Consider the following 17,372-nt stretch of genomic DNA (forward strand, 5'->3'; position numbering starts at 1 on the left):
TCAGCGGCGGTGCAGGGCCCGTACGTCGTCGACGGTGTCTGCCTGCTCCGCGGACTTGTCCGGGCGATGCCGCACCACGCGCGCGAAGCGCAGCGCCATCCCGCCCGGATAGCGCGAGGAGGTCTGCACGCCGTCGAAGGCGACCTCCACGACGAGCTCCGGGCGGACCGTCACCACCCAGTCACTCCGGTCGATGGCGAGAGCGAGCAGCCGCTCGGTCTGCCATCGCAGCATCTCGTCGGTCAGGCCCTTGAACGTCTTGCCCAGCATCACGAATCCGCCCGTCGAGGGGTCGCGCGCGCCGAGGTGCAGGTTGGAGAGCCAGCCACGACGACGCCCAGACCCCCACTCCGCCGCGAGCACCACGAGGTCGAGGGTGTGCACCGGCTTGACCTTCACCCAGGCGGCACCGCGACGGCCCGCGTCGTAGCGCGCATCGACCGCCTTGACGAGCACGCCCTCGTGGCCACGTCCGAGGGCCTCGTCGAGGAACGCCGCGGCGATCTCGTTGTCGTCGGTGACCAGCCGGGGGACGAGCAGCCCCGACGGCGCGACCGACGCCAGCGCCTGGTGGCGGACCGCCGCCGGCAGGGACAGCAGGTCCGCCCCGTCGAGGTGCAGCGCGTCGAAGACGTACAGCGTGAGCGGTGTCTCCCGCCGTGCCCGCTCGAGGTCGATCCGCGAGCCGACGCGCGATCCGGTTACCTGGAACGGGCGCGGGCGACCGTCCGGGTGCACCGCGATGGCCTCGCCGTCGAGCACCGCGCTGCGCAGGGGCAGGGCGCGCACGGCGTCGACGATCTCCGGCAGCCGGTCGGTGACGTCGTCGAGCGTGCGCGTGAAGACTCCCACGTCGGAGCCGTCGCGGTGGATCTGCACGCGGATGCCGTCGAGCTTCCACTCCACCGCCGCGCGACCCACCCGGCCGAGGGCCTCGGCCACCGTCGGGGCGCTCTGGGCGAGCATCGGCTGGACCGGCCGGCCGACCTCCAGGTGGAAGGCCCGCACCGCGGCCGCCGCGTCGGCGCCCGACTCCAGCACGGCGGCCGCGACCGGCCCGGGGCTGCCGCGCAGCATGACGGCACGGCGTACGTCCGGTGCGGGCAGGCCGGCCGCCCTCGCGAGCGCGTCCACCACGAGGGACTCCAGCGCCCCCTGGCGCAGCTCGCCCCGGGCGAGCCCGGACAGGAAGGCCTGCTCCGGGGCGGTCGCGGCGCCGAACAGCTTCTCGAGCAGGACCCGGCGGGTGCTCACCGCGCCGGGACCGGACACCTGCGCGATGTCCCGGAAGGCCGTGTCGACCTCGGCCACGGTGAGCGTGGCCCGCTCGGCCGGTAGCGGCAGGTCGCGCAGCGTGGCCCAGCCGACCCCCGTCCGTCGTTGCCGCAGCTCGCCCGACAGGAACGCGACCGTGGTCTCGACCTCCTCGGGCGCGGCGTCGTGCAGCGCCGCCGCCAGGAGCTCCACCTTGCGCGAGCGCGCGGACGTCGCGGCAACGTCGGCGGAGGTCTCGGCGAGCCTGGCCAGGAGCACGGTCCTCAGTCCGCCGCGGGCCGGCGGTTGCGGTAGTAGTAGCGCGACACGACCGCCGACGGCAGGTACCGGGCGAGGGTGGCCGCCGTCTTGTACCGCAGGTCGGGAACCGAGCGGACCCGCCCGCGCGCGAGGTCGCGCAGCGCGGCGTCGACGACCGGGTCGACGTCCAGCCAGGCCCACGAGGGCAGCCGGCTCATGTCCAGGTGGGCCCGCTGGTGGAACTCCGTGTGCACGAACCCGGGCTCGAGCGCCATCAGGCGCACCCCGCGAGCGGCGACCTGCCGGGCCAGGCCGGTCGTGAAGGAGCTGACCCAGGACTTCGCTGCGTTGTACGTCCCAGCCGGGACGTAGGCCCCCACCGACGAGACGTTGACGACCGCGCCCGAGCCCCGCTCGAGCATGCCGGGCAGCGCGGCCCTGGTCAGCAGCAGGACGGCACGCACCAGCACGTCCAGCTCGCGCTCGAGGTCCTCGGGGCTCGAGTGCACGAAGGAGGTCCCCAGCGTGAAGCCCGCGTCGTTCACCAGCAGGTCGACCGGGTGGGCGGGATCGGCGAGCCGCTCCACGACGCGTGCCACGTCCTCCCGCGTCGCCAGGTCGGCCACGAGCACGTCGACGTCGCCCCCGAACCGGTGGGCGAGGTCCGCCGCGGTGGCGTCGAGCCGGGCGCTGTCGCGAGCGACGAGGACGAGGTCGTAGCCGTCGGCGGCGAGCCGCCGGGCGAAGCCTGCTCCGATGCCCGACGTCGCCCCGGTGACGAGCGCGGTCGATGTGGCCATGTCCCCACCGTGGCACGGTGGGGTGACGACGGCCACGCCGGTACCGAGGAGGCTGAGGTGGGAGCCGACCGATCCGCGGCACCGGATCCCCTCACCTGGGCTTGGGACGCCCTGCGTGGTCTCGGCCGGTTCCCCACCGCCGATCCGGTCGAGGTCAAGGACCGCCCCTGGTCACGCGTGGTCCGGCTGCCGACCGGCGCGGGACCCGTGTGGCTGAAGGTCAACCGGGGCGGGACGACATACGAGCCCGCCCTCGTCAGCCTGCTCGCGCACCTCGTGCCCGGGGCCGTGGAGGCACCCCTGGCGTCACGGGGGCCGTGGTGGCTGTCCGCCGACGGCGGGCCGACCCTTCGCGCGAGCCGGGGAGACGCGCCGCTCACCGGGCAGGAGATGGCGGCGGTACTGGCCGAGTACGCCGTGCTCCAGCAGGCCAGCGCCGAGGCCCTGCCCACGCTCCTCGACGCCGGCGTCCCCGACCTGCGCCCCGAGCACCTGCCGTCGCTGCTGCGCGGCCTGCTCGACGACCAGGAGTGGATGCGGGTCGGGTTGGAGGGAGGGATGCCTGAGACGACCTACCGGCGCCTGCTGGCCCGTCTCCCCGAGGTGGACGAGGCCTGCGAACGGCTCGCCGGCTCGCCGGTACCGATGTGCGTGCAGCACGACGACCTGCATGACAACAACGTCTTCGCTGGCACGGACGCCGGCGGGACGCGGTCCTACCGCATCTTCGACTGGGGTGACGCGAGCGTCGGTCATCCCTTCGCCACGCTCCTGGTCAGCCTCCGCAGCTTCGCCACCGCGCGCTCGGTGCCGGTCGACGACCCGGCGGTGCTCGCCCCGCGTGACGCCTACCTGGCGTGCTGGTCGGAGCTGGCGTCGATGGAGGACCTGGCGGCCGACGCCGACCTGGCCGTCCGCTTGGCGCCCATCGGACGCGCGCTGTCGTGGCGGCGCGCGCTGCTCGACGCCGAGGGCGCCGAGCGGGCGCGGTGGGGCGCAAACGTCTGGGGCTGGCTGGAGGAGCTCTTAGTCTGAGCCAGTGGAGCCGTCTTCGCGGGTGGGGTCAGGACAGCTGCGCCGAGCCCGCGGCGCGCTGCGGACGCACGGACTCGGGACGACGATCTTCGCCGAGATGTCGGCCCTTGCGACCGCGACCCGCTCGGTCAACCTGGGCCAGGGGTTCCCCGACAGCGACGGCCCCGAGGAGGTCGTGGACGCGGCGATCGAGGCGATCCGGGCCGGGATGAACCAGTACCCGCCGGGCCCGGGGATCCCCGAGCTGCGCGAGGCCGTCGCCCACCACCGGCAGCGGTTCACCGGCCTGGCGTATGACCCGGACACGGAGGTCCTCGTCACCACCGGCGCCACCGAGGCGATCGCGGCGGCGCTCCTCGGCCTGGTCGACCCGGGTGACGAGGTCGTCGTCCTGGAGCCCTACTACGACTCCTACGTCGCCTGCATCGGCTTCGCCGGGGCGCTCCGGAGGCCGGTCACGCTCCGGCCGCCGACGTACGACCTCGACGTCGACCAGCTGCGCGACGCGGTCACCGACCGGACCCGGCTGCTCCTGCTGAACACCCCGCACAACCCGACCGGCGCGGTGCTCTCCCGCGAGGAGCTGGAGGCGGTGGCGGCGCTCGCCGTCGAGCGGGACCTGGTCGTCGTCGTGGACGAGGTCTACGAGCACATGACCTATGAGCGCCCGCACGTCGCGGCTGCGACGCTGCCCGGCATGCGGGAGCGCACCCTGTCGTTCGGCTCGGCCGGCAAGACGTTCTCGATGACCGGCTGGAAGATCGGGTGGGTGACCGGTCCGGCGGACCTGGTGGCCGCGGTGCGCACGGTCAAGCAGTTCCTGACCTACACCTCCGGTGCGCCGTTCCAGCCGGCCGTCGCGCGTGGGCTGCGGCTGCCGGACGAGTACTTCACCGGCCTAGCCTCGACGCTGCGGGGCAAGCGAGACCGGCTCTGCGCCGGCCTGGCCGGGCTCGGACTCGAGGTGCACGTGCCGCGAGGCACCTACTTCGCGACGACCGACGTACGGCCGCTGGGCTACGCCAGCGGCCTCGACTTCTGCCGCGAGCTGCCCGGCCGGGCCGGTGTGGTGGCCATCCCCCACGCCGTCTTCTGGGACGACCAGGAGATCGGCGGACCGCTGGTGCGCTGGGCCTTCTGCAAGGCCGACCTCGTCCTGGACGAGGCCGTCGCCCGGCTGGCGACGGCGTTCGGCTGAGGGCGCGTACGTCGGCCCCGGACGACCGGGGGTTACCCCTGAGCGCGAAGGCTCACGACGGCCAGGGACGCGCCTACGGCGAGGGCGGCGAGCCCCCAGTGCAGCGGCGACGTGCCGATACCGGTGACCAGGTCGTTCCAGCGCGACCCTGCGATGGCCTGTCGCCAGCCGACATCCAGCTCGGACATCCTCGACTGCACCGCGGTGGCGGTGAATCCGGTGACCGAGGCCAGCAGCGAGAAGAGGACGGCGCAGTAGACATTGCGCTCGTCCGCTCGCCCTCCGACAACGCGGATCGACGCCCCCACGAAGCCGCCGACGACCACGGAGAGGGCAGCCAGCTCGCCCCCAGTGAGACGCGCAAGCAGCAGCCAACAGGCCGTACCGAGAACGGCCGCCCCGGCTGCCGCAACCGGGGCCAGCGCCGCAGCCGACACGGGCGCCGGTTCGTCGACGGACCGTGGGTAGCGCTGGGCCGGGGTCGGGCCGGCGCCGGTGGACCCGTGCCGCGGACCCGACGGCCGGGGCTGGTCGGCCGCGGGCAGACGCACCGGGTCGGGCCCCTGTGCCGGCGGCAGCCCGGGTGCCTCCGGCCACGCCCACAACCCGGCGAGAGGGTCCACCGGTGCCGCAGGGCCGACCGCGACCTCTGCGGGCGCGACCGCTGGCTCGACGTCGGCCCCGGTTCGTGCGTGACGCATGAGGCCTCTTTCGCTGAAGGCCTCTGAGGCCTCTCGACGGTGGTATCCGTTCGATCATGGATCGACTCGGATGCTCGACCCCTTGAGGTCTGCCGTCAGCGGCGGACGAGCCGCACCGCGGTCAGCACGGCGAGCACCAGGAACAGCCAGTTCAAGGGATCCGACGAGAGATCCTGGGCGACGACGCCCCACCGCAGACCTTCGATCGCCGTGAGCAGGCTCACGTCGAAGTAGCGGCTGACCGCGTCGATAGTGGCGAGAACGAGTCCGAGCCCGACACCGAGCACCGCGAGCGCACCAGCCGTCACCGAGCTGAAGGTGCCCCGGCGGGCACCGAACGCCCGCATGGCGAACCCGACGAACCACCCGACGCCGATCGCCATCCAACCGATGTCGTGATTGGTCAGGTGAGCGACGAGCGCCCAGACAACGGCGGCGCCCACGGCCGCTCCCATGCCCATCACGAGGGCCGCCGCCCGCGGCGGCGCGGAGGCGGGTGGGGCGACCGGTGCGCCCCACTCGGCCGCCGTCACCGGAGGGGCGCCCGGGCCACTCAGACCCACGTCGACGGCGGCGGAGCCAGGCTCCGCCGGCTGGACCGGCCCCACATGGTCGTCCATCGCGCACGTCCCCCCGGTGGGCCGTCGCCTCGTCCACTGCGCCGCGATCGACCTGGGACCACGGTGGAGGACGGCGACCCGACCGTGCTACCGGCGGAAGGGTGAGACTTCACGCACCCCTCAGGCGAGGACGAGCCCGGCGTTCGTCGGGTCCACGTCGACGGTGACGACGGAGCCGTCGCTCACCGCGCCGGAGAGCAGTCCGCGGGCCAGCCGGTCTCCGATCTCGGTCTGCACCAGGCGCTTGAGCGGACGCGCGCCGTAGACCGGGTCGAAGCCGGCAAGGGCCAGCCACTCGCGGGCCCCTGCAGTGACGCGCAGGGTGAGCCGCCGCTCGGCGAGCCGGGCCGAGAGCCGGTCCACCTGCAGGTCGACGATGCGGGCCAGCTCGTCGGTGGTCAGCGCGTCGAACACGACGACGTCGTCGAGCCGATTGAGGAACTCCGGCTTGAACGTCATGCGTACGACCCCCATGACCGCTTCGCGCTTCTCGGCGGCCGAGAGCGCCTCGTCCACGAGGTAGACCGACCCGAGGTTCGACGTGAGCACCAGGATCGCGTTGCGGAAGTCGACGGTTCGGCCCTGGCCGTCGGTGAGGCGCCCGTCGTCGAGCACCTGCAGCAGGATGTCGAAGACCTCGGGGTGCGCCTTCTCGACCTCGTCCAGGAGGACGACGGTGTAGGGCCTCCGGCGCACCGCCTCGGTGAGCTGGCCGCCCTCCTCGTAGCCGACGTACCCCGGCGGGGCACCGACCAGACGGGCAACCGAGTGCTTCTCGGAGTACTCGCTCATGTCGATGCGGACCATCGCCCGCTCATCGTCGAACAGGAAGTCCGCCAGCGCCTTGGCGAGCTCGGTCTTGCCGACGCCGGTGGGACCGAGGAAGAGGAAGGAGCCGGTCGGCCGGTCGGGGTCGGAGATGCCGGCCCGGGCCCGGCGTACGGCGTCGGAGACGGCACGCACCGCAGCGGTCTGCCCGACGAGGCGCCGCCCGATCTCCTCCTCCATGCGCAGCAGCTTGGCGGTCTCGCCCTCGAGGAGGCGGCCCGCGGGGATACCGGTCCACGCCTCGACGACCTCGGCGATGTCGTCCGGCCCCACCTGCTCCTTGACCATCGGCGCGGTCGCCATCTCGGCGAGCGCCTCCCTCGCCTCCACGTCGGCGACCTGTCGCTCCAGCGCCGGGATCTCGCCGTAGAACAGCTGCGACGCCCGGGCGAGGTCACCCTCGCGCTGGGCGCGGTCGGCCTCGACCCGTAGCCCGTCGAGGCGCTCCTTGAGCTCGCCGAGCCGGTTGAGCCCGGCCTTCTCCTGCTCCCAGCGCGCGGTGAGGGCGGTCAGCTCCTCCTGCCGGTCGGCGAGCTCCTTGCGCAGGGTCTCCAGTCGGGCCATCGACGCGGGGTCCGACTCGCGCTCGAGGGCCATCTCCTCCATCCGCAGCCGATCGACCGCGCGACGCAGCTCGTCGATCTCGATGGGGGAGGAGTCGATCTCCATGCGGAGCCGAGACGCCGCCTCGTCGACGAGGTCGAGGGCCTTGTCCGGCAGCTGCCGGCCCGAGATGAAGCGATCCGAGAGCTGGGCGGCTGCGACGAGGGCGGCGTCGCTGATCGCCACCTTGTGGTGGGCCTCGTAGCGTTCCTTGAGGCCGCGCAGGATCGCGACGGTGTCCTCGACGCTCGGCTCGCCGACGTACACCTGCTGGAAGCGCCGCTCGAGGGCGGGGTCCTTCTCGATGTGCTCGCGGTACTCATCGAGGGTGGTGGCGCCCACCATGCGCAGCTCGCCGCGGGCCAGCATCGGCTTGAGCATGTTGCCGGCGTCCATCGCGGAGTCTCCCACCGCACCGGCCCCGACGACGGTGTGCAGCTCGTCGATGAAGGTGACGACCTGGCCCTCGCTGCCCTTGATCTCGTCGAGGACGGCCTTGAGCCGCTCCTCGAACTCACCGCGGTACTTCGCGCCGGCCAGCATCGCGCCCAGGTCGAGGGCGACCAGGCGCTTGCCACGCAACGACTCCGGTACGTCGCCCGCGACGATCCGCTGGGCGAGCCCCTCGACGACCGCGGTCTTGCCGACGCCCGGCTCGCCGATGAGGACCGGGTTGTTCTTGGTGCGCCGGGCCAGCACCTGGATCACGCGGCGGATCTCGGCGTCGCGGCCGATGACGGGATCGACCTTGCCCTCGCGGGCCCGCGAGGTCAGGTCGACGCTGTACTTCTCCAGCGCCTGGAAGGTTCCCTCCGGGTCCGCGCTGGTGACCCTCTGGGCACCGCGGAGACGGTCGAGGGCGTCGGTCAACGCGGCGTCACTGGCGCCGAAGCGGGCCAGCAGGGCGCTGGTGTCCCCCCCGCTCGCGGCGAGCCCGAGCAGCAGGTGCTCGGTCGAGAGGTAGCTGTCGCCCCGGGCGGCGGCGCGCTCCTGAGCGGTGGCGAGAACCCGCTGCAGCGGGCCGGACGCCTGCGGTCCGCCGACCGTGGAGCCGGTGGCCCGGGGCAGCCGCGTCACCGCAGCCTCGGCCTCGGCTCGCAGCGCCGCCCGGTCCGCCCCCACCGCCTGCAACAGCGCGGCCGGGATGCCGTCCGGCTGGTCCAGCAGCGCGAGCAGCATGTGCGCGGGCTCGAGCTGCGGGTTGCCGTCGCGGACCGCGCGCTGCTGCGCCGCGGAGATGGCTTCCTGGGAACGGGTGGTCAGGTCCATGAAAGGGGCTTCTTCTTCGTCGGTGTGGTCTGTTGGTGTGGTCTGTTGGTGTGGTCTGTTGGTGGTCAGTCGCTGCTACGTCGCTGCGGGCGCCACACCACGAGGGCTCCGGCGCGCTGGTCGGCCTCCAGGCGCATCAGCCGGCGCTGGAGTCGCTCGACCTCCTTCTCGAGGGCGAGGACCCGCTTGATCCCCTCCAGGTTGACGCCCTGGTTGGACAGCCGCTGCACCTCTTGGAGCAGCTCGATGTCACGCATCGAGTAGAGGCGCTGGCCGGCGCTGGTCCGGCCCGGCGAGACGAGCCCGAGCCGGTCGTACTGCCGCAGCGTCTGCGCGTGCAGACCGCTGATGGCGGCCGCCACCGAGATGACGTACACGGGCGCGTCCTCGCTGAGCTCGAAGCGCTCGCGGGACGGGCGGGAGTCGCTCATGTCTCTCACCGGCCCGCCTCGAGGAACAGGTCCTCGCGCGGGTTGTCACCCGCCGTCTCGTCGCGGTAGGTCTCCAGCGCGCTTCGTGCAGCGCCGCTGACCCGGTGCGGGACGCTCACCTCCACGGTGACCAGCAGGTCCCCGGTCGAGCCGTCGTGCTTGGCGACGCCGCGCCCCTTCACCCGGAAGGTGCGCCCGGAGGAGGTGCCCGCCGGGACCCGCAGGGTCACCGGCGAGCCGTCGAGGGTGGGCACGGCGATGTCCGCACCGAGGGCGGCCTCCGGGAAGGTGACCGGGACGGTGAGGGTCAGGTGATCCCCCTTGCGGCCGAACAGCGGGTGCGACGCGACGTGGACGGTGATGTAGAGATCCCCGTTGGGCGCGCCGCGGGTGCCCGGAGAACCCTTGCCCTTCAAGCGGATCCGCTGTCCGTCCTTGACCCCGGCGGGGATGCGGGCGTGCACCGTGCGGGTGTGCGAGGTCTGGCCGCTGCCGTGGCAGGTGGGGCACGGGTCGTCGACGACCTGGCCGCGCCCGCCGCAGCCGTGGCACGGCTCCGCGAAGGCGAACCCCGCCGCCACGTTGCGTGATACCTGACCCGAGCCCTGGCAGGTCGGGCAGGTCCGCGGCGTGGTGCCTGGCTTGGCGCCGCTGCCATGGCAGGTGCCGCACGGCCCGTCAGTGGTCAGCCGCAGCGGGACGGTCACCCCGCTGACCGCCTCGCGGAAGGACAGCCGTACGTCGGACTCGACGTCGGCGCCGCGGCGCGGACCGGACGGCGACGGGCGGCGCCCGCCTCGGCCGAAGAGCCCGCCGAGCAGGTCGCCGAGATCGCCCATGCCTGGGCCGGCGCCGCCGCCGCCACCGAAGACGTCGCCCATGTCGTAGGTGGTCCCGGCGCCGCCCCCACCCGGGAAGCGGAAGCCGCTCGCCCCGAGCCGGCGCAGCTCGTCGTACTCCTTGCGCCGCTTGTCGTCGGAGAGCACGTCGTAGGCGGCCGAGATGTCCTTGAACCGCTCCTCAGCCGCCGCGTCGCCCTTGTTGGCGTCCGGGTGGTAGGTCCTGGCCAGCTTGCGGTAGGCCTTCTTGATCTCGTCGGCGGTGGCGCTGGAGGGCACCCCGAGGATCGCGTAGTAGTCGTTCTCGAGGTCGTCCTTCGCGCTCATCGGGGTCCCTCCCTCCACACGGCGATGCTGATCAGGGGTGCGCGGTCGGCGGTACGTCGACCGTCGTCGGCTGCGCCACCACGACGCGGGCCGGACGGACCACACGTCCCGCGTAGCGGTACCCGGGCTGGTAGACCTCGAGGACGGTGGGGACGTCGACCTCGACCGAGTCGACAGCCGTCAGCGCCTCGTGCAGCGTCGGGTCGAAGGCCTCGCCGGGCTCGGCGAAGCGTTCGAAGCCCAGCTTGGCCACGGTGAGCTCCAGGGACTCCCCGACGACCCGGAAGGCGCCTTCGAGCTCGCCGTGGTCGCGCGCCCGGCCGATGTCGTCGAGCACCGGCAGCAGCTCGAGGACGACACCGGCCACCGCCGACTCACGCACCACGGCCCGATCGCGCTCGACGCGGCGCCGATAGTTCGCGTACTCGGCCGACAGGCGCTGCAGGTCCGCGGTCAGCTCCGCCAGCTCGTCGCCGACCTCCGCCGCGACCTCCTCCGTCGTCTCCTCCGCGACACCGGCCACGGCGGACGGCGACGGTGCGCCGTCGCCGGATGCACTCGGCGGCGCTTGCTCGGCGTTGGGGGACTCGCTCGGAGCCGGCTCGCGCACGGCGTAGGTCTGCGGGTCGATGCGACGCTTGTCCCGGAAGACCGGGCGCTCCTCGAACTCGCTCACTGGCTCTCACCGTCGTCGACGATCTCGGCGTCCACGATGTCCTCCTCGTTGGAGGGGTGCGCGGCGCCCGGCGTGCCTTCGTCCTCGGCGCCGCCGCCCGGCGCGGCCTGCTGGCTCGCCTGGGCGTACATCGCCGTCCCCAGCGCCTGGCTGGCCGTCGCGACCTTCTCGGTGGCCTGACGGATGGCGTCGACGTCCTCGCCCTGCAGGGCCTTCTTGAGGTCCGCCAACGGTTCGTCGACGTTGGCCTTCGCCTCGGCCGGGACCTTGTCGGCGTTGTCGGCCAGGAACTTCTCGGTCTGGTAGACCAGCTGCTCGGCGGTGTTGCGGGTCTCCGCCTCGACGCGGCGCTTGTGGTCCTCCTCCGCGTACTGCTCGGCCTCGCGCATCATCCGCTCGATGTCGTCCTTCGGCAGCGCGGAGCCGCCGGTGATGGTCATCGACTGCTGCTTGCCGGTGCCGAGGTCCTTGGCCGAGACGTTGACGATGCCGTTCGCGTCGATGTCGAAGGTGACCTCGATCTGGGGGACACCGCGCGGTGCGGGCGGCAGGCCGGTCAGCTCGAACATGCCGAGCTTCTTGTTGTACGCGGCCATCTCGCGCTCGCCCTGGTAGACCTGGATCTGCACCGACGGCTGGTTGTCGTCCGCCGTGGTGAAGATCTCCGACCGCTTGGTCGGGATGGTGGTGTTGCGCTCGATGAGCTTGGTCATGATGCCGCCCTTGGTCTCGATGCCGAGGGACAGCGGAGTGACGTCGAGGAGCAGGACGTCCTTGACCTCGCCCTTGAGCACGCCGGCCTGAAGGGCGGCACCGACGGCGACGACCTCGTCGGGGTTGACACCCTTGTTGGGCTCCTTGCCGCCGGTGAGCTCGCGCACGAGGTCGGTCACGGCGGGCATGCGAGTGGATCCGCCGACGAGCACGACGTGGTCGATCTGGGCGAGGGAGATCCCGGCGTCCTTGATGACGTTGGCGAAGGGCGTACGGCAGCGGTCGAGCAGGTCCTGGGTCATCTGCTGGAACTGCGCGCGGGTGAGCTTCTCGTCGAGGTGGAGCGGACCCTCGGCGCTGGCCGTGATGTAGGGGAGGTTGATCGTCGTCTCCGAGGAGGACGACAGCTCGATCTTGGCCTTCTCCGCCGACTCGCGAAGCCGCTGGAGGGCCATCTTGTCCTTGGACAAGTCGATGCCGTGCCCGTTCTGGAAGGCCTTGACGAGGTGGTCGACGACGCGCTGGTCCCAGTCGTCACCGCCGAGGTGGTTGTCGCCGGAGGTGGCCTTGACCTCGATGACGCCGTCCCCGATCTCGAGCAGGGACACGTCGAAGGTCCCGCCGCCGAGGTCGAAGACCAGGATCGTCTGCTCCTTGTCCGCCTTGTCCAGGCCGTAGGCCAGGGCCGCGGCGGTGGGCTCGTTGATGATGCGCAGGACGTTCAGCCCGGCGATCTCGCCGGCCTCCTTGGTGGCCTGGCGCTGGGCGTCGTTGAAGTACGCCGGCACGGTGATCACCGCATCGGTCACGCCCTCACCCAGGTAGGCCTCCGCGTCGCGCTTGAGCTTCTGCAGGACGAAGGCGCTGATCTGCTGCGGGGTGAAGGTCTTCCCGTCGATCTCCGCGGTCCACGTCGTGCCCATGTGGCGCTTGACGGAGCGGATGGTGCGCTCGACGTTGGTCACCGCCTGGCGCTTGGCGACCTCGCCGACCAGGACCTCGCCGGTCTTGGCGAAGGCCACCACGGACGGGGTGGTACGGGACCCCTCGGCGTTGGCGATGACGGTGGGCTCGCCGCCCTCGAGGACGGAGACGACCGAGTTCGTCGTCCCAAGGTCGATACCGACGGCACGGGCCATGGAAGTGCTCTCCTTGCGATGGATGGTCAGGTGGGTGGGTTGGGGGTCAGATCTGGGTCAGATCTGGTCAGATCCGGGTCAGATCTGGACGTTTCGGCCGGTTCACTGCGTTCCACTATGCCAACGCGAGCCTAGTCGCGTCAATTCCCTTGAGTCGAGTCGGCTCAAGGGAGGCCCAGCGGTGGCCGGGGCCGGGCCTGCCTGCCCCCGTCCCCCGGGCCACTGCGACTCGTCTGGCGTCGTTGTTACCGGTGAGTAGCATCGCGGCCCGGATCGGTAGGGTTCGCTGTTGTGAACGCCCTCGCGACCGGCATCGCCCTGCTCGTCACGGTGGTCGCCCTCGCCGTCGCCGCCCGGCGCCTGCACTGGCTCTACCGGCTGATCCACTCGGGCCAGCCGTTGACCGGGCGGGACGTCGACGCAGGGGCGGTGACCCAGACCGAGGTCCAGGAGGTCGTCGGCCAGCGCCGCCTGCTGGCGTGGACCGTGCCGGGGCTGGCCCACGCGTTCGTGTTCTGGGGCTTCCTCGTGCTGGGGCTGACGATCGTGGAGGCGTACGGCGCGATCATCGACCGCAACTTCTCGATCCCCGTGCTCGACGGCTGGGCCTGGATCCCTTTCGTCGAGGACCTGTTCGCGGTCGCGGTCCTGCTCGGCGTCGCCGTCTTCGCGATCATCCGGCTGCGCAGCAGCCCGCGACGGTTGGGGCGAAGGTCCCGCTTCTACGGCTCGCACCTGGGTGCGGCGTGGCTCGTCCTGTTCATGATCTTCAACGTCATCTGGACGCTGCTGCTCTACCGCGGCGCGCAGATCGAACGTGGTGACTTCCCCTACCCGTCGCAGTGGGCCTTCGCCTCGAACTGGGTCGCCGACCTGCTCGGCCCGCTCACGACGGGCAGCGATGACCTGCGGGTGGAGACCGTCGGTCTGCTGCTCCAGATCATCGTGATCATGGCCTTCCTGGTCATCGTCGTGTACTCCAAGCACCTGCACATCGCGTTCGCGCCGTTCAACGTCGCGTACAAGCGCCGGCCGGACGCCCTCGGGCCGCTCCTGCCGATGGCCTCGGGGGACCACCTCATCGACTTCGAGGACCCCAAGGACGACGACGTCTTCGGCCGCGGGGCGATCGAGGACTTCACCTGGAAGGGCCTGCTCGACTTCTCCACCTGCACCGAGTGCGGCCGCTGCCAGTCCCAGTGCCCGGCGTGGAACACCGACAAGCCGCTGAGCCCGAAGCTGCTGGTGATGGGCCTGCGCGACCACGCGTTCGGGAAGGCCCCGTACGTCCTCGCGGCGGAGGAGGCCAGGGGCGGGCTGCCGGAGGACGTACGCGCCGAGGCGGAGCGGCCGCTCGTCGGCACCGCCGAGGAGCACGGGGTGGTCGATCCCGACGTGCTGTGGTCGTGCACGTCGTGCGGCGCGTGCGTGCAGCAGTGCCCCGTCGACATCGAGCACGTCGACCACATCATGGACATGCGCCGCTACCAGGTGCTCGTGGAGTCGCAGTTCCCCGGCGAGCTGGGGGGCCTGTTCAAGAACCTCGAGACCAAGGCCAACCCCTGGGGGATGAACGCCGCCGTCCGCAACGCCTGGATCGGCGAGGTGGACTTCCCGGTGCGCGTCGTGGGCGAGGACGGCGGCGAGACCATCCCGGACGACGTGGAGTGGCTGCTCTGGGTGGGCTGCGCCGGGGCCTTCGACGACCGCGCCAAGCGCACCGTCAAGGCCGTGGCGGAGCTGTTGCACATCGCCGGGGTGCCCTACGTCGTCCTCGGCGACGGCGAGTCGTGCACCGGCGACCCCGCCCGGCGCTCCGGGAACGAGTTCCTCTTCCAGATGCTCGCACAGGCCAACGTCGAGGTGCTCAACGGCATCGGCGCGAAGAAGATCGTGACCACCTGCCCGCACTGCCTGAACACCCTGGGACGCGAGTACCCGCAGCTGGGCGGTCGGTACGAGGTGGTCCACCACACCCAGCTGCTCAACCGGCTCGTCCGGGAGGGGCGCCTCACACCGGTCGCCCCGGTGGAGGAGAAGACGGTCTACCACGACCCGTGCTACCTCGGCCGGCACAACAAGGTCTACCAGCCCCCGCGCGACCTGCTGGCGTCGGTGCCCGGCCTCCAGCTCGCCGAGGCGCCCCGCCACCGAGAACGCTCGTTCTGCTGCGGCGCCGGCGGAGCGAGGATGTGGATGGAGGAGCGGATCGGCAAGCGGGTGAACGAGACCCGTACCGATGAACTGCTCGGAACCGGGGCGGCGACGGTGGCGACGGGCTGCCCGTTCTGCCGGGTGATGATCAGCGACGGCGTGACCAAGCTGCAGGCGGCCGGCGGCGCCGCCGGGGTCGAGGTCAACGACATCGCCCAGCTCCTCCTCCGCGCCGTCCAGTCCCCGACCTGACCCCCTCTCCTCCTTCCGATGTCCGATCTCTCCGAATGAACGCGGCGTTCCTCCAATAGGTCCGCAGGAACGCCGCGTTCATTCGGAATAGCCGGGGGGGCGGTGGGGTCGGTTCACGGCGCTGTCGGCGAGTGACGGTTGGGCACTTCGGGGTGACTGAGTACGCCGAGCGGGTGACAGAAGGCCCGGGTGGCTGGTGGAGGCGGCGGCGAACCTCCACAGTTCGTGGCGAAGGGATCACCGTCCGCACTCGGGAGGCGGTGACCCGACGCCTCGGCAGACCGCCGGGGCGACAGGGGGGGATACCTGTCATGGGAATGGACCACGTGGAGTCGGAGGGCCGCGGCCCCGGCGCCAGCTGGATCGCGCGGCGCGCCCGCCGCGCCCGACGATCGGTCGCGGGCGACGCGGCTCGGCGCTCGCTCACGGTGACCGCGGCGCTTGCCCTGGCACTCGGCGCGGGTGCGGCCGTGGGGCCCGCCGCACACGCGTCGGTGCCGGCCGCGCCGCACCAGGCGGCAGAGCCGGCAGCGCCGCGCCAGGCGGCAGAGAAGGCCTACCTCGTCCGCGCCGACGCCGGGCACCTGCCCGCCGTGCTACGCGAGCTGCGGGCCAGCCACCTCACGGTGACGCGCACGCTGGGCGTCGTCGACGAGGCGGTGGTCCGCGTACCCGCCGGGACCGCCGCCCGGCTGGCCGGCTGGCCCCACGTGGCCGAGGTCACCCCGGACGGCTCGGTCAGCGTCGAGAGCGACAGCTACGACCAGACGAGCGACCCGAACTCCGCGTACAGCATCGCGGACAGCCTGAACGTCGACGCGGGCTGGGCCAAGGGAGCCACCGGCAAGGGGGTCACCGTCGCCCTGATCGACACCGGCGTCACGCCCGTGAACTCACTGGCCGGGACGACGATCATCAACGGGCCGGACCTGTCCTTCGACAGCCAGAACGACAACACTCGCTACCTGGACCTCAACGGCCACGGGACCTTCATGGCCGGCCTCATCGCGGCCGACCCGGCATCCGGTGACCCCACGAGCGACTACCAGGGCATGGCGCCCGCCGCCCGGCTGGTCAACGTCAAGGTCGGCGACGCGTTGGGTCGCGCGGACGTCTCGCAGGTCATCGCCGGCATCGACTGGGTGGTCGAGCACAAGTCGGACCTCAACATCCGGGTCCTGAACCTGTCCTTCGGGACCGACTCGACCCAGTCCTACCAGCTCGACCCGCTGGCGCACGCGGCCGAGGTCGCCTGGCGCAAGGGCATCGTCGTGGTCGCCTCAGCTGGAAACGGCGGGGGGACCAAACTGACGATGCCGGCCGCCGACCCGTACCTCATCGCCGTCGGCGCGCTGAACGGCCACACGAAGGGATCGGCCGCGGCCGACGTCCTGGCCTCGTTCAGCGCCCAGGGCGGCAGCCGGCGCAAGGTGGACCTGGACGTTCCCGGCGTCCACGTCCAGGGGATCCGTGTCCCGGGGTCCTACGTCAGCGACCAGCTCGGGCCGAACGGCGGGATCAACGACCAGTACATCCGCGGCAGCGGCACGTCGGAGTCCGCCGCGATCGTCTCCGGGATGGTCGCGGACCTGCTGAGCGCCAGGCCCGGCCTGACGCCCAATCAGGTCAAGGCGATCCTCGTCGGAACCGGCGGAAACGTCCTGAACACCCAGGGCGTCGTCCCCGACCTCGCCGCCGCGCTCGCGGCCCCGGCCCCGTCGTCGTGGTCGTCGGCGCAGTGGTTCACCCGCTCGACGGGCACCGGCTCGATCGAGGCGTCGCGAGGCAGCTACCACGTCAGCGACGGCACCAGCACGCTGAGCGGCGAGCAGGACATCTTCGGCAACCCGATCGACACCTCGGCCCTGTCCAACGCCGAGGAGCAGGTCAACGCCTGGCAGGGCGGGGTGTGGAACGGCGCTTCGTGGGCCGGCGCCTCGTGGGCGGGCGCGAGCTGGGCCAGCGTCACCTGGTCCGGCAACGACTGGGCCGGTGCGTCGTGGGCCGGCGCCTCCTGGGCCGGCGCGAGCTGGGCGGGGGCGTCGTGGACCGGCGCGAGCTGGGCCGGCGCCTCCTGGGCGGGTGCGTCGTGGGCCGGCGCCTCATGGGCCGGCGCCGGCTGGGCCAGCGAGGACTACTCGTGAGCCCGCGCGAGGAGGAGGTCGGCATGGCCGGGGCCTCCTGGATCTGACCGGGTCCACCCACGCGCGGACGTGGGGGACACCCGGGAAGGGACGCGGCGTCGCAGCGCCAGCACGCGCGACGCCGCGT

At 72.2% G+C, this 17,372-nt stretch carries 13 protein-coding genes; 4 read left to right on the top strand and 9 right to left on the bottom strand.

Annotated features, from left to right (window positions below; translation table 11 throughout):
* Both VMI11_07125 and VMI11_07130 read right to left on the bottom strand, forming a co-directional pair.
* On the bottom strand, nt 1–1,533 hold the full coding sequence (locus tag VMI11_07125) for an ATP-dependent DNA ligase (GenBank protein HTY72184.1): 1,533 nt from the start codon (nt 1,531–1,533) through the stop codon (nt 1–3).
* Between the two features lie 5 nt (nt 1,534–1,538).
* Entirely contained in the window at nt 1,539–2,315 is a 777-nt protein-coding gene (locus VMI11_07130) for an SDR family NAD(P)-dependent oxidoreductase (protein HTY72185.1), read from the bottom strand.
* Between the two features lie 57 nt (nt 2,316–2,372).
* On the opposite strand from VMI11_07130, the gene VMI11_07135 reads away from it, so the two are divergent.
* Both VMI11_07135 and VMI11_07140 read left to right on the top strand, forming a co-directional pair.
* Nucleotides 2,373–3,350: a phosphotransferase gene (locus VMI11_07135; GenBank protein HTY72186.1), complete on the top strand. Its 978-nt coding sequence runs from the start codon at nt 2,373–2,375 to the stop codon at nt 3,348–3,350.
* A 37-nt stretch (nt 3,351–3,387) separates the two neighbouring features.
* Complete coding sequence (locus VMI11_07140) at nt 3,388–4,548, top strand: pyridoxal phosphate-dependent aminotransferase (GenBank protein ID HTY72187.1); 1,161 nt, start codon at nt 3,388–3,390, stop codon at nt 4,546–4,548.
* 32 nt (nt 4,549–4,580) lie between these two features.
* Here the strand turns inward: VMI11_07140 and VMI11_07145 are convergent, their stop codons facing one another.
* The 7 genes from VMI11_07145 to dnaK all read right to left on the bottom strand — a co-directional run bounded on the left by VMI11_07145 (nt 4,581) and on the right by dnaK (nt 12,695).
* Nucleotides 4,581–5,249, bottom strand: a complete 669-nt coding sequence (locus VMI11_07145; GenBank protein HTY72188.1) for a hypothetical protein — start codon at nt 5,247–5,249, stop codon at nt 4,581–4,583.
* A gap of 95 nt (nt 5,250–5,344) precedes the next feature.
* Nucleotides 5,345–5,869, bottom strand: coding sequence for a hypothetical protein (locus VMI11_07150; protein HTY72189.1), 525 nt, complete (start codon nt 5,867–5,869; stop codon nt 5,345–5,347).
* Between the two features lie 120 nt (nt 5,870–5,989).
* A complete protein-coding gene (gene clpB, locus VMI11_07155) occupies nt 5,990–8,569 on the bottom strand; it encodes an ATP-dependent chaperone ClpB (protein HTY72190.1) in 2,580 nt (859 codons plus the stop codon).
* Nucleotides 8,570–8,634: 65 nt separating this feature from the next.
* Nucleotides 8,635–9,000 carry a MerR family transcriptional regulator gene (locus VMI11_07160; protein ID HTY72191.1) on the bottom strand — a complete coding sequence of 122 codons (366 nt, stop codon included), beginning with the start codon at nt 8,998–9,000 and terminating at the stop codon, nt 8,635–8,637.
* 5 nt (nt 9,001–9,005) lie between these two features.
* A complete protein-coding gene (gene dnaJ / locus VMI11_07165) occupies nt 9,006–10,166 on the bottom strand; it encodes a molecular chaperone DnaJ (GenBank protein HTY72192.1) in 1,161 nt (386 codons plus the stop codon).
* Nucleotides 10,167–10,197: 31 nt separating this feature from the next.
* A complete protein-coding gene (grpE, locus tag VMI11_07170) occupies nt 10,198–10,842 on the bottom strand; it encodes a nucleotide exchange factor GrpE (protein HTY72193.1) in 645 nt (214 codons plus the stop codon).
* A complete protein-coding gene (dnaK, locus tag VMI11_07175; GenBank protein HTY72194.1) occupies nt 10,839–12,695 on the bottom strand; it encodes a molecular chaperone DnaK in 1,857 nt (618 codons plus the stop codon). Before dnaK ends, grpE begins: the two co-directional genes overlap by 4 nt.
* Before the next feature lie 291 nt (nt 12,696–12,986).
* Between dnaK and VMI11_07180 the strand changes: the two genes are divergently transcribed.
* Both VMI11_07180 and VMI11_07185 read left to right on the top strand, forming a co-directional pair.
* Nucleotides 12,987–15,101, top strand: coding sequence for a heterodisulfide reductase-related iron-sulfur binding cluster (locus VMI11_07180; protein ID HTY72195.1), 2,115 nt, complete (start codon nt 12,987–12,989; stop codon nt 15,099–15,101).
* Nucleotides 15,102–15,412: 311 nt separating this feature from the next.
* Nucleotides 15,413–17,245 carry a S8 family serine peptidase gene (locus tag VMI11_07185; GenBank protein ID HTY72196.1) on the top strand — a complete coding sequence of 611 codons (1,833 nt, stop codon included), beginning with the start codon at nt 15,413–15,415 and terminating at the stop codon, nt 17,243–17,245.
* The last annotated feature ends 127 nt before the right edge of the window (nt 17,246–17,372 follow it).

The organism is Actinomycetes bacterium (assembly GCA_035506535.1).
GTDB lineage: Bacteria > Actinomycetota > Actinomycetes > DATJPE01 > DATJPE01 > DATJPE01.